At 61.7% G+C, this 13,293-nt stretch carries 11 protein-coding genes and 1 pseudogene; 8 read left to right on the top strand and 4 right to left on the bottom strand.

What is annotated here, in order from left to right; genetic code table 11:
- Positions 1–298 (top strand): annotated as a pseudogene (locus ACTJKL_RS12640) (transcription elongation factor GreAB); the annotation flags it as partial.
- Positions 299–350: 52 nt separating this feature from the next.
- Here the strand turns inward: ACTJKL_RS12640 and otsA are convergent.
- The 4 genes from otsA to denD form a co-directional block, all read right to left on the bottom strand.
- Positions 351–1,742 (bottom strand): alpha,alpha-trehalose-phosphate synthase (UDP-forming), encoded by a 1,392-nt coding sequence (gene otsA, locus ACTJKL_RS12635; RefSeq protein ID WP_100673514.1) that lies wholly within the window; start codon positions 1,740–1,742, stop codon positions 351–353.
- Positions 1,743–2,208: 466 nt separating this feature from the next.
- Positions 2,209–3,987: an IlvD/Edd family dehydratase gene (locus ACTJKL_RS12630; protein ID WP_440853009.1), complete on the bottom strand. Its 1,779-nt coding sequence runs from the start codon at positions 3,985–3,987 to the stop codon at positions 2,209–2,211.
- A gap of 8 nt (positions 3,988–3,995) precedes the next feature.
- Complete coding sequence (locus ACTJKL_RS12625; RefSeq protein ID WP_440853008.1) at positions 3,996–4,877, bottom strand: NAD(P)-dependent oxidoreductase; 882 nt, start codon at positions 4,875–4,877, stop codon at positions 3,996–3,998.
- The gene (denD, locus tag ACTJKL_RS12620) at positions 4,874–5,857 is read right to left on the bottom strand and encodes a D-erythronate dehydrogenase (protein WP_440853007.1); all 984 of its coding nucleotides are present in this window, start codon (positions 5,855–5,857) and stop codon (positions 4,874–4,876) included. The genes ACTJKL_RS12625 and denD overlap by 4 nt, the downstream gene beginning before the upstream one ends.
- Positions 5,858–6,052: 195 nt before the next feature.
- Between denD and ACTJKL_RS12615 the strand changes: the two genes are divergently transcribed.
- From ACTJKL_RS12615 to ACTJKL_RS12585, 7 genes are all read left to right on the top strand, one after another.
- Positions 6,053–7,498, top strand: a complete 1,446-nt coding sequence (locus ACTJKL_RS12615; RefSeq protein WP_100673510.1) for an FAD-binding oxidoreductase — start codon at positions 6,053–6,055, stop codon at positions 7,496–7,498.
- A gap of 14 nt (positions 7,499–7,512) precedes the next feature.
- Positions 7,513–8,238, top strand: a complete 726-nt coding sequence (locus ACTJKL_RS12610; protein WP_275598201.1) for a FadR/GntR family transcriptional regulator — start codon at positions 7,513–7,515, stop codon at positions 8,236–8,238.
- Positions 8,239–8,385: 147 nt separating this feature from the next.
- Positions 8,386–9,582 carry a fumarylacetoacetate hydrolase family protein gene (locus ACTJKL_RS12605; RefSeq protein WP_100673508.1) on the top strand — a complete coding sequence of 399 codons (1,197 nt, stop codon included), beginning with the start codon at positions 8,386–8,388 and terminating at the stop codon, positions 9,580–9,582.
- The gene (locus ACTJKL_RS12600) at positions 9,583–10,116 is read left to right on the top strand and encodes a TRAP transporter small permease (protein WP_100673507.1); all 534 of its coding nucleotides are present in this window, start codon (positions 9,583–9,585) and stop codon (positions 10,114–10,116) included.
- Entirely contained in the window at positions 10,116–11,393 is a 1,278-nt protein-coding gene (locus ACTJKL_RS12595) for a TRAP transporter large permease (protein WP_411921296.1), read from the top strand. Before ACTJKL_RS12600 ends, ACTJKL_RS12595 begins: the two co-directional genes overlap by 1 nt.
- A 51-nt stretch (positions 11,394–11,444) precedes the next feature.
- The gene (locus ACTJKL_RS12590; RefSeq protein WP_100673505.1) at positions 11,445–12,449 is read left to right on the top strand and encodes a TRAP transporter substrate-binding protein; all 1,005 of its coding nucleotides are present in this window, start codon (positions 11,445–11,447) and stop codon (positions 12,447–12,449) included.
- A gap of 158 nt (positions 12,450–12,607) precedes the next feature.
- Complete coding sequence (locus ACTJKL_RS12585; RefSeq protein WP_440853006.1) at positions 12,608–13,288, top strand: DUF2161 domain-containing phosphodiesterase; 681 nt, start codon at positions 12,608–12,610, stop codon at positions 13,286–13,288.
- The last annotated feature ends 5 nt before the right edge of the window (positions 13,289–13,293 follow it).

Below are 13,293 nucleotides of genomic sequence, written 5' to 3'. Positions count from 1 at the left end.
CCGCAGCACAGCGAGTAGACCTGCCGACTCCGCCATCTCCGTTCGGACGATGCGGGGTTTGGCGCTGCTTGGGCTGGCCGTCGGCGAGAGGACCGAGATCCTCGGAGAGGACGGCTGGCCCGAAATCCTCGCGGTCGAGCGCATCGTCCTTAAACCCGAGTCGGAGGCTCGCCTGCAACAGACGAGCAACGAACCCGTGCAACTGATCGACCACGCTCCGCAAGTGGTCAATTTCCGGCCGCGGCCCAGGAAAGCGGCCATTCCACATGACGATGATCCGGGTCCCACGGCCGCATGATCTTGAGGCAGCCGGTCATGGCTGTACAGGGCCAAAGATAGAGAGCAGCGATCTAACGCGACGGATCCGGTGATGTCCTCAGATCATCGAGAAAGTCCCGGCACCAGCGCGAGACGTCGTGTTCCAGCAAGTGATCCATCATTGTCTTCCAGCGATCCTTCCGCTCTTCCAGCGGCATGCTGAGTGCGCGCGCCATAGCGTTTGCGGTCCCCTCGATGTCGTAGGGGTTGACGAGCAGGGCACCTCTCAGATCACGGGCGGCTCCGGCGAAGCGCGAAAGCACGAGCACGCCCGGATCGTCCGGGTCCTGCGCGGCCACGTATTCCTTCGCAACCAGGTTCATCCCGTCTCGAAGCGGTGTCACGAGGCCGACTTTGCCAAGCCGGTAAAGCCCTGCAAGAATATTCCGGCCCACCGAGCGGTTGATATAGCGTATGGGCACCCAATCGACCGCGCCGAGCGCGCCGTTTACCCTGCCGGCCTGTTCGGCCACAGTGCGCTGCATGGCTTCGTATTCCGGCACTTCGGAGCGCGACTTCGGCGTGATCTGCAGATAGGTGACACGCCCCTGCTGGGCCGGATTGGCCAGGATGAAGCGCTCGAATGCGTCGATCCGCTGCGTGATTCCCTTCGAGTAATCCAGGCGATCGACACCGATGATCAGGCTGCGGTGCTCGATGCTTTCTCGCGCTTTCCTGACGGTCTTGTTGGTCAATGCCTTCTTGGCGAATTCGGCAAAGGCCGCAGTCTCGATGCCGATTGCATAGATGCCGCCCTTGAACACGCGGCCATAGGCGCTGAAGCGGCCTCCGCCGAGTTCATCGCCGATGCCTTCCCGCCGGAGGCAGCCGGCAAAGTTCTCAAGATCATGATCGGTCTGGAAGCCGACGACATCGTAGTGCGACAGGCCGCGCATGATCTCCTCGTGAACGGGCATCGTGAAGAGCACGTCGGCAGGCGGCCAGGGAATGTGGAGAAAGAAGCCGATCCGGTTCTTCAAGCCCATTTGGCGCAGTTCCGCGGCGAGAGGGATCAAGTGGTAGTCGTGCACCCAGATCACGTCATCGGGCCTGATGAGCGGCGCCAGCCGGTGGGCGAAGAAGCGGTTGACGCGGAAATAGCCGGCCATCTCCTTGCGGCCGTATTCGGCAAGATCAAGCCGGTAGTGACAGATCGGCCAGAGAACGCGATTGGCAAAGCCTCGGTAGTATTCTTCTACGTCGGTATCGGTCAGATCCGTGAGTGCATAGGTGATATTGCCTTGCTGCAACTGAGCAAGCGGCTGCGGCTCGTGCTCTCCGCTCGATTGTCCCGACCAGCCCATCCAGATGCCGCCATGCTCTTCAAGGGCGACTTTCAGCGCGACCGCCAGCCCGCCGGCAGGCACAATGCCGCCCTTGTCAGGAACGGGTACACGATTGGAAACAATGACGAGACGGCTCATGCCGAGTTCCTTTCATTCAAGAAAATATAGACTTGGCGCTCAAACGTTCAGGGAGAGAACGCGTTTCCGACGCAGACGATCCCGACGGCGGGAAAATCGCCGAGAGGATGCAACCCGCGCGTGGAGCGGCGACGGCCGCTCTGGTGTCGAAGGCGTATTCAGCGCCGATCATTCCATGGACGAACTGGATGAATAACGGGTTTCTCGGCGGTGCGCGATGATGTCCGCGCCGCCGCACTTTCATGCCCCACCCGGCTTCTGGCTGGGAGCTATCCGTTGAATAAAAAAAGGGCGGCCGGAGCCGCCACTTCATCATCAGGGATTTGAAACCTACGAACGCTTCCTGGAATTGCGCTAGAGCGGGATGAGGAAAAGTGTGTCGGTTTTCCTCATCCCGTGTCTCAACTTCTTGGAACCATTTGATCCAACGCACTTCCGGACGGAAAACACTTTTCCCGGAAGTGCTCTAGTGATTGTGGCGGGGCAGGTTCTTGGCGATCTGCCGGAAGTCTGCTGCACCTTCGAGCACCGCGCCGTCGGAAAGCTGGGTGACGGACTTGCGGTAGATGCGCTGCCAGGGCGTGGCATCGGCCGGTACGGCGGGAATGCCGTCCGCCTTGCGCCTTTCGATATCCTCGTCGGAAACCAGCATGTCGCAGCGACCCAGGTTGAAATCGATGCGGATCACATCACCGCTCCGCAGCCAGGCGAGACCGCCGCCGGCCGCACTCTCCGGCGAGGCGTTCAGGATGGAGGGACTGTCGGCTGTGCCGGATTGACGTCCGTCACCGATGGTAGGCAGGCTCCGGATGCCGCGTTTCAAGAGGTGATCCGGCGGCTGCATGTTCACGACTTCCGCCGACCCCGGCCAGCCGAGCGGGCCGGCGCCGCGGATCACCAGGATGGTGTTCTCGTCGATCTCGAGTTCAGGGTCGTTGATGCGCTTGTGGTAGTCCTCCGAGCCATCGAAGACCACGGCCTTGCCCTCGAAAACGCCCTCGCGGCCCGGCTCCTGAAGATAGCGCTTCCTGAAATCGTCGGAGACGACACTCATCTTCATGATGGCGAAGTCGAAGAGATTGCCCTTCAGTACCAGGAAGCCTGCCTTTTCCTTGAGGGGCTCGTCGAAGGGGCGAATAACTTCGCGATCCGTGGATTCGCGCCCTTCGAGGTTCTCGGCCATGGTTTTTCCCGTGACGGTGCAACAGCCGCCGTCGAGCTTTCCGGCCTTCAGGAGTTCCCACATGATCGCGGGTGTGCCGCCGGCGCGGTGATAGCGTTCACCGAGATAGGCACCCGCCGGCTGGATGTTGGCGAGCAGCGGGATATCGAAACCATGGACCTGCCAGTCGTCCGGATAAAGCTCGACGCCGGCATGCTTCGCCATGGCGGCAAGATGCGGCTGGGCATTGGTCGATCCGCCGATCGCCGAGTTGACGCGGATGGCATTGAGAAAGGCGTCCCGGGTCAGGATGTCGGAGGGCTTCAGGTCCTCGAAGACGAGTTCCACGGCGCGGCGTCCGGTACGATAGGCCATCTGCCCGCGCTCGCGATAGGCAGCGGGGATAGCGCCGCAACCGGTGAGCGACATGCCGAGCGCTTCGGCCATCGCGTTCATTGTCGAAGCCGTGCCCATGGTGTTGCAATGGCCGACGGAGGGAGCCGAATCGAGTGCTGCCTGCATGAACTCCTCGCGGTCGATCTCGCCTGCCGCGAGCTTGCGGCGCATGCGCCAGATCACCGTGCCGGAGCCGACGAGATCGCCTTCGTGCCACCCGTCGAGCATGGGGCCGCCGGAGAGCACGATCGCCGGGATGTCGACCGTCGAGGCCGCCATCAGGGCGGACGGAGTGGTCTTGTCGCAGCCGGTGGTCAGCACCACGCCATCCAGCGGATAGCCGTAGAGAATTTCAACGAGGCCGAGATAGGCGAGGTTGCGATCGAGGGCGGCCGTCGGGCGCTTGCAGTTCTCGAAAATCGGATGCGTCGGGAACTCGATCGGAATCCCCCCGGCATCGCGGATGCCGTCGCGCACGCGCTTCGCCAGATCCATGTGCACCCGATTGCATGGGGTGAGATCGCTGCCGCTTTGGGCAATGCCGATGATGGGCTTGCCGCAACGCAATTCCTCCGGCGTCACGCCGTAGTTCATGAAGCGCTCCAGATAGAGCGCCGTCAGATCGATATGGTCCGGATTGTCGAACCAGTCCTGTGAGCGCAGGCGGCGCTGGGGTTTGTCAGTCATGGCGGGACCTAATTCCTTGGGTTGAGCTTTTCGAGATGCAGAAGCAGTCCGCTGTGGTCCTGTTCGCCGCCGCCGGACTCGACGAAATCGGCAAATTCCTGCCGCACTTGCTTGGTCAGGGGAAGCTCGAGGGAGAGCCCATCCGCCATGGCCATCACGGCGTTCAGGTCCTTCAGCTGGTTGTTCGAAGCGCCACCGGGCACGAAGTTGCGCTCCACCATACGGGCGCCGTGCAGTTCGAGGATCCGGCTTTCGGCGAAGCCGCCGCGGATCGCGTCCCGAAAGGCCGCGCGAGAGGCACCGCCGGCTTCCACCAGGATCATGGCTTCGGCCACCGCGCCGATGGTGACGGCGACGATCTGTTGGTTGGCGAGCTTGCAGACCTGGCCGGCACCGCTTGGGCCAACGTGGGTTACGCGACCGAGCGCCGCAAACACGTCCTTCAGTCTTTCGACCGCGGCGCCATCACCGCCGGCCATGATGGCGAGCGTACCGGCGGCCGCGCCTACCACGCCGCCTGAGACCGGTGCGTCGAGGTGACGGATGCCCTTTTCCGCCAATCTGCGCGCATGTTCGCGGGCGATCTGCGGGGCAATGGAGCTGCAATCCACGACCATCGTACCTTCGGCTAGGCCATCGGCGACGCCGCGCTCGAACAGGACCTCGGATACGGCCTGGCCGTTGGTCAGCATGGTGAAAACGACAGCTGCGCCGGCGACGGCATCGGCCGGCGAGGCAGCGATTTCAGCACCGTCGGCGGCCAGCGGCTCGGCCTTGGCGGCGTCACGGTTCCACACCGTAACCGGAAAACCGGCACCGAGCAGGCGCCGCGCCATCGGTGCCCCCATCAAGCCAGTGCCGAGAAACGCAACCTTCGTCGTCCCGCTCACAGCTTCCCTCCCAGTTCGTCCGCGATGTGCACGCGGATGATCTCATCGAAACTCTTTTCGGCAGTGAAGCCAAGTTCGGTGGCGCGTTTGGCCTCGAAGCCCGGCGCCCAACCGGCGACCATCTTCATGATCATCTCGTCGGGTTCACGGCGGATGAGCTTCACGGCCTTTTCGCCGGCAACGCGGCGCAGCGCTTCGATCTGCTCGCCCACGGTGGCACTGAGACCCGGCATGGAAACGTTGCGCCGCGGGCCGACCTTTTCAAGGTCGATGGTCGCGCCATGAATGAGGAATCCGACCGCCGAACGCGGCGAAGTGTGCCAGTGGCGGACATCCTCCGAAACAGGCAGCACGGCTTCCTGGCCGACCAGCGGCTCGCGCAGGATATTGGAGAAGAAGCCGGAAGCCGCCTTGTTGGGCTTGCCGGGGCGGATGCAGATCGTCGGCAGGCGGATGCCGATGCCATCAAAGAAGCCGCGGCGGCTGTAGTCGGAGAGCAGCAGCTCGCAGATCGCTTTCTGGGTGCCGTAGCTCGTAAGCGGTGTAAGGTGATAATCGTCCGGGATGGGGAAGGGGAGCGGCGCTCCGACCACGGCGATCGACGAGGTAAAGACAAGGCGAGGCTTGTAGCCATCCTGATCGTGAGCAAGGCGGATCGCGTCGAAGAGATAGCGCGTGCCGTCGAGATTGATCCGGTAGCCCTTGTCGAAATCGAGCTCGGCTTCACCCGAGACGATTGCCGCCAGATGAAAAATGACATCCGGGCGCCCCGCGACTAGCTTCTCGGCTTCGCCGGAAGCGGAAAGATCGCCTTCGCGTGCAACGACGGTACCGGCAAAACCCTGCGGCCTTTCTGGTGTCACCACGTCCACGAGCGTCAGCTTCTCCACCGGCCTTCCGCCGAGAGCGCCGTCCTTGACGAGGCGCTGCGTGAGCTTGCGGCCGACCATGCCGGCAGCGCCGATGATCAGGATATGCATGAATGTTTCCTCCTTGAGTGAGGCCGCATGCGATCAGGTCTTCATGCGGTCGAAAATATGTCTTGTACGGTTGTCTGATAACCTTATATGCTTCGGTTGAAAACAGGAGACTGGCGGTTCGAGCGAAAGAATCTCGATCGCCTGCAGGCATATGGCGGACGCATTCGCAGAGACGCGCGAGGAGGGGCAAGGAGCATGACGAGCGCAGGCACGATAGAGGAAGCAAACGGCCCTGCGGAACTGCGCCTGGTGCTACGTCAGATGCTCGGCGAGGATATCGTGCTGAGCGAAACGGAGGAAATGCTCCGTTACTGCCGCGACTGGCATGGCGACGTAACCAGCGGCACCGTGGCGGTGATTCGTCCGCGCTCGACGGAGCAGGTGGCGGCGGCCGTGAAGGCCTGCCGTGAGCTTGGGCTTTCGATCGTGCCGCAGGGCGGCAATACCGGCCTCGTGCTCGGCGCGATCCCCGATGCTCCCGAGAGGCAGGTCGTGCTTTCCCTCTCTCGCATGGACCGCATCCGCAAGATCGATGCGGCCGACTTTTCGGCGGTGGTCGAGTCCGGCTGCATCCTGTCCGAACTCAAGGATGCGATTGCGGAGATGGGCATGTTCTTTCCGCTTGCACTCGGTGCCCAGGGAAGCTGCCAGATCGGGGGAAATGTTTCGACGAATGCCGGCGGCATCAACGTGCTCCGCTACGGCATGACCCGCGAATTGGTGCTGGGACTCGAAGTGGTCCTCCCGGACGGCAGCATCCTCGAAGGTCTGTCGACGTTGAGGAAGGACAATCGCGGCATCGACCTGAAGCAGCTTTTCATCGGTGCGGAAGGCACGCTCGGCATCATCACCGCCGTCTCCATCAAGCTGACGCCCTATCCGGATCACGTGGCCACGGCGCTGCTCGGTCTTGCCTCCCTGGAAGATGCCATCAAGCTCTATCGCCGGGCGCGTCGGGACTGCTGCGACCTGATGTCGGCGTTCGAATTCATGCCGCCGCTCGCCTTCACCTTGGCGCAGGAGGCGATGCCGGATTTGCCGATCCCGGTCTCGGCGGAATATCCAGCCTATGTGCTAATGGAGATCTCCGGCTCCGGCCTCGTCGATGTCGACGATCTGATGCAGCGCTTCCTCGAAGGTGTGATGGAGGAAGGGCTCGTCCTCGACGGAACGATCGCCGCCTCGCAGACGCAGGCGCGCAATCTTTGGTTGATCCGCGAGGGCATGAACGAAGGCCAGGCGAAACGCGGCGCTCATATGCGCACCGATATCTCCGTTCCGCTCTCGCAGCTGGCATCCTTCGTAGAGGAGGCGGAAAAGGCGGTCTCCGACGCACTTCCCGGCGCCGTCAGCGTTTCCTATGGCCATGTCGGCGACGGCAATGTGCATCTCAACGTCCTGCCGCCGGCCGGCAGTACGCCCGACGAGCGGATTGAATTGATCTACAAGGCCAAGACGGTCGTGAACGAGGTGCTCGATCGCTATACCGGAAGCATCAGCGCCGAGCACGGTATCGGGCGCCTGAAGCGACCGGATTTCGACGCCAGGCTGCCGGAGACCCGCCGAAAGCTGTTGACGGCGCTCAAGCATGCCGTTGACCCGGAGATGATCATGAATCCCGGTTGTCAACTGAGATTCTAAAAGGGAGAGCAATCTTGGCGGCAATGGATTTCGGCCAGATCAGCAGGAGCGAGCATTTGCCCGCGCGCATCGCGGCGAAGATCGGCAGGGAGATCACCGAAGGACGTATCGCACCCGGAGAGAAACTGCCGACGGAGCATCTGCTCGCCACGACCTTCGGAGTCAGCCGCTCGGTGGTGCGGGAGGCGATAGCTCAATTGCGAAATGAGGGCCTGGTGGAAACGCGCCAGGGCGTCGGTGCCTTCGCCACGGAAATCGAGCGCCGGCAATCGCTTCGTATAGAGCAGGGAGATCTCGCCAATCGGGGAAGTTTCCGGGATCTGTTTCAGCTCCGTATTCCGCTTGAGGTGGAGGCGGCCCGGCTTGCGGCGATCAATCATACGCCGCAGGAATTGGGCAAGATCGATGAGGCGTTGCAGCAGATGACCGGCGCGGAGAAATGGACGGAGCAGGGGATCGTCGCCGACCTCGCATTTCATCGGGCGATTGCGGCGGCCACCCATAACGAATATTTCCTGCTTTTCATCGGATTCATCGCCGAGCGGATCAGCCTGGCGATCAACGCGGCACGCGCCGCTGCAATATTGGAGGAGATCGTCGAAGTCACGATTGCGGAACATGTCTCTATCCGAGATGGCGTGGCGGCGCGGGATCCGGCCAAGGCCGAGGAGGCGATGCGCAACCATCTGAACGGGGCTGCGGCCCGCCTGGACCTGACGATCGAAAGCTTCTCGTCCTGAGGTTCGGGTCGGGCGGCGCAGCCCGTGAGGGGCGTTTCAGACTTTACTTACCGATGGCCTAGACATGGCCAAAAAGTCATACTAGAAGCAGGTCATCTCGTTGTCAGACATCCTGACAATAGGAGACCCGTACCTTCGAGGTACGAGATGAGCGGAGGATTTCTCGTGAGTTTCGAACAGGCACTGAGCGCTGAATCAATCCAGCCCGCGGACGCATCCGGCGCGATGCTCGTCGGGCGCGTCTGGTCCAAAACCGCCGGCGGACCCTGCCCGGTCCTGATCTCGGATGGAGAGGTTTTCGACCTGACCCCACTCGCAGCAACGATTTCCGAGCTTCTTGAGATCGACGGCCTTGTCGACGCGCTGCGCGACCCGTCGCGCTTTGCCAGCCTCGGCTCTCTCGATGCATTCCTCCGTGGCGAGGCGGGCGATCTTCTGGCGCCTGCCGATCTGCAGGCCGTCAAGGCGGCTGGCGTCACCTTTGCGGACAGCATGCTGGAGCGGGTGATCGAGGAGCAGGCCAAGGGCGATCCGCTGCGCGCGCAGGAAATTCGCGGCCGGCTGGCCCCCGTCCTCGGCGACAATCTCAAAGGCCTCGTAGCCGGCTCCGACAAGGCCGCCGAGGTCAAGAAACTGCTCCAGGAGCTTGGTCTTTGGTCGCAGTACCTCGAAGTGGGTATCGGTCCCGATGCTGAAATCTTCACCAAGGCGCAGCCCATGTCTTCGGTCGGTTGTGGCGCTTATATCGGTATCCACCCCAAATCCGACTGGAACAATCCGGAGCCGGAGGTGGTGCTGGCCGTCACGTCGAAGGGCAGGATCGTCGGTGCGACGCTCGGCAACGACGTCAATCTTCGGGACTTCGAAGGCCGCTCCGCACTGCTTCTCAGCAAGGCGAAGGACAATAATGCGTCCTGCTCGATCGGCCCCTTCATCCGGCTCTTCGACGGTGCTTTCACGATCGAGGACGTGAAACAGGCGGAAGTCTCGCTCGTGGTCGACGGCAAAGAGGGTTTCAAGATGACCGGCGTCAGCCCGATGTCGGCCATCAGCCGCAGCCCGGAAGACCTCGTTTCGCAGCTTCTCAACGACAACCACCAGTATCCGGATGGCGTGGTCTTCTTCCTCGGAACGATGTTTGCGCCCGTGAAGGATCGTCGGGGCGCCGGGCTCGGTTTCACGCATGAAATAGGAGACCGGGTCGAGATCTCGACGCCGCGCCTCGGACGCCTCGTGAATTGGGTTGATCATAGCGACCGCTGCCCGAAATGGAGCTTCGGCCTGGGCGCTCTGATGAAGAACCTGGCCGAACGCGGGCTCTTGCAGGCGAAACGGGAGGGGTAGATGCAAAAAGCGATTGATACGTTCTATAAACTGCTCGAGCTGCTCTTGATCGTGCTGCTCGCAGGCATGGCGGTGATGGTGTTCCTGAACGTCGTGCTGCGCTACGGCTTCAATTCCGGCATCAACGTCTCAGACGAGATGTCACGGTATTTCTTCGTGTGGCTCACCTTCATCGGTGCGGTTGTCACCTTCCGTGAAAATTCGCATGTGGGGGTCGAGACCTTGGTCTCGCTGTTCGGCCGCAAGGGCCGCATCATCTGCATGATGCTCTCCAATATCGTCGTCATCGCCGTGTCGGCGATCTTCTTCTGGGGCACCTGGAAGCAGTCGCCGATCAATGCCTCGATGGCCGCACCCGTTACCGGCATCTCGATGCTGTGGGTCTACGGGATCGGATATTTCACCGGAGCGGGCGTGGTCCTGATCGCGCTCGAGCGCCTTTTCCGCCTGCTGACGGGGCGCGTCACGGAAGAAGAAATCGCCGCCTTCGCCGGTGAAAACATGACTCTCGAGCAGCTGGCGGAGCGTACCTAATGACTCTTGTCGTCTTCATCGTTTCGCTGCTCGGCGCCATGGCAATCGGCGTGCCGGTTGCCTTCTCGCTGATGTTCTGCGGCGTCATGCTCATGTGGTACATGGGCATGTTCAATACCCAGATCATTGCTCAGAACATGATCGCGGGCGCCGATACCTTCACGCTCCTCGCCATCCCGTTCTTCATTCTCGCCGGTGAATTGATGAACGCCGGCGGACTGTCGCGGCGCATCATCGATTTCGCAATCGCCTGTGTCGGTCATATACGCGGCGGTCTCGGCATCGTTGCCATCATGGCGGCCGTGATCATGGCAAGTATCTCGGGTTCGGCGGCAGCCGACACTGCGGCACTTGCGGCGATCCTGATCCCGATGATGGCGAAGGCCGGTTACAACGTTCCCCGCTCCGCGGGCCTGATCGCTGCAGGTGGTGTCATTGCCCCGGTCATCCCGCCATCCATGGCCTTCATCGTATTCGGGGTGGCGGCGAACGTCTCGATTACGCAGCTCTTCATGGCAGGTATCGTGCCCGGTCTCATCATGGGTATTGCCCTTGTTGCCACGTGGCTGCTGGTCGTGCGCAAGGATGATATCCAACCGCTTCCACGCACCCCGGCGAACGAGCGGCTCCGCGCCACCGGGCGGGCGCTTTGGGCTCTTGGCATGCCGGTCATCATCCTCGGCGGCATCAAGGCCGGCGTCGTGACGCCGACCGAAGCCGCCGTGGTCGCCGCAGTCTACGCCCTTTTCGTCGGCATGTTCATTTATCGGGAACTCAAGCCCCGTGACCTGCCGGGTGTCATACTCCAGGCGGCGAAGACCACCGCTGTGATCATGTTCCTCGTTTGCGCCGCGCTCGTTTCTTCGTGGCTGATCACTGCAGCGAACATACCAGCGGAAATCACCGGCTTCATCTCTCCGCTGATCGACCGCCCGACGCTTCTGATGTTCGTCATCATGCTGGTCGTATTGGTGGTGGGCACCGCACTCGACCTTACGCCCACGATTCTGATCCTGACGCCGGTGCTCATGCCGATCATCAAGCAGGCCGGAATCGATCCTGTCTATTTCGGTGTCCTGTTCATCATGAATACCTGCATAGGACTGCTGACCCCACCGGTCGGCGTCGTATTGAACGTCGTCAGCGGCGTCGGCCGGGTTCCGCTCGGCAAGGTAATTGTCGGCGTGACGCCATTCCTGGTAGCCCAGATACTCGTGCTTTTCCTTCTGGTCCTGTTCCCGGACATCGTCATCGTGCCCGCACGCTGGCTCCATTAGAAGGGCTTTAACCCGCAACCCCTCACCAACAATCCAAGGGAGGATACCCCCGTGAGAAAACTGCTTCTTGCCACGACTGCCATCGCTTTCGGTCTTTCGGCCGCGGCGCCGGCTTTCGCCGAGTTCAACGACCGCAACATCCGCGTGTCGAACGGCATCAACGAAGACCATCCGGTCGGTAACGGCATCAAGGCGATGCAGGCCTGTCTCGATCAGAAATCCGGTGGCAAGCTGAAGCTCACCGCTTTCTGGGGCGGCGCGCTCGGCGGCGACCTTCAGGCGACACAGGCCCTGCGCTCCGGCGTGCAGGAGGCCGTCGTCACCTCGTCCTCGCCGCTCGTCGGCATCATACCGGCACTCGGCGTATTCGATCTGCCGTTCCTCTTCGGCAACGCTCAGGAAGCCTACACGGTGCTCGATGGCGATTTCGGCGACATGATGAACGAGAAGCTGGAAGCGGCCGGTCTGGTCAATCTCGCCTACTGGGAAAACGGCTTCCGTAACCTGTCGAACTCGGTTCGTCCGGTCACCAAGTGGGAAGACTTCGAAGGGATGAAGGTTCGCGTGATGCAGAACAACATTTTCCTCGACACCTTCCAGAACCTCGGCGCCAATGCCACTCCGATGGCTTTCGGCGAAGTCTTCTCGGCGCTCGAAACCAAGGCGATCGATGCGCAGGAAAACCCCTATGTGACGATCGATACGTCGAAGTTCTTCGAAGTGCAGAAGTACGTGACCGAGACGAACCACGCCTACACGCCCTTCCTCTTCCTGTTCTCGAAGCCGATCTTCGACAGCTACACGCCGGAAGAGCAGGCAGCACTGCGTGAATGCGCAGTGGTCGGTCGCGATGAGGAGCGCAAGGTCATCCAGGAGCTCAACAAGAAGTCGCTGGAGAAGATCAAGGAAGCTGGTCTCGAAGTGAACACCTTGTCTGCTGAAGAACAGGCTCGCATCCGCGAGAAGTCCATGGTCGTCTATGAAAAGCACAAGGCTGAGATCGGTGCCGACGTGGTGGACGCCATTCTCGCCAAGCTGGAAGAGATCCGCAAGTAAACAAAAGAACAGGCTGCGTCACGGTGCGTGGCCTTTCTCTATGCTTCCAGGAGACCCGCGGCCGCCCGGCCGCGGGTTTTATCCGGTTAGGATGATTGTCCGGTAGGGGCGGATCGATATAGCTTACAGAGCGATTCTTCGCTTCAACCTGCAGGCATATGGAAACGTCGCTTTATCTCCCCGTCAAAGGCTTTCTCGAAAAGGCAGGTTACGTCGTCAAGGGCGAGGTTGACGGCTGCGATCTCGTCGGCCTGAGCGACGACGATCCGCGCGTGGTCGTGATCTGCGAGCTGAAGCTGCGCTTCAATCTGGAGCTCATACTGCAGGCCGTCGATCGCGCTGCTGTCGCGGACGAGGTCTGGATCGCGGCGCGAGTCTCGGCCAAGGGAAAAGGTCGCGAGGCCGACAAACGCTACCGCGATCTCTGTCGCAGGCTCGGGGTCGGCATGCTCGGCATTTCCGATGCCGGCGACGTCAGCGTGATCGTCGGCTCCGTATCGCCGATGCCGCGAACCAATCCGAAACGGCGTTCGAAGCTCATGCGCGAACACCAGAGGCGGCGCGGCGATCCCGCAATAGGCGGGAGCACACGCGCGCCTGTCATGACCGCGTACCGCCAGCAGGCGCTCGGCTGTGCGCTGGCGCTGGAATCAGGCCCGCTGCGCGTGCGTGAAATCAGATCCGGCGTACCGGATGCCGGGAAGATACTGCTTTCGAATGTCTATGGCTGGTTTGAACGGCTCGACAGAGGCGTCTATGGCCTGACGGAGGCCGGACGCGAAGCACTGCAGCGGTGGCCGCAGCAGGACGCGCAGGCAAGAACGGCCGTCCCGGCATGATTTTT

It is taken from the genome of Sinorhizobium sp. 22678 (genome assembly GCF_052044265.1).
In the GTDB taxonomy this organism is placed as follows: Bacteria; Pseudomonadota; Alphaproteobacteria; order Rhizobiales; family Rhizobiaceae; genus Sinorhizobium; species Sinorhizobium meliloti_A.
The sequence above is the reverse complement of the archived record's forward strand: the minus strand, read 5'-3'. Positions and strand labels throughout refer to the sequence as shown.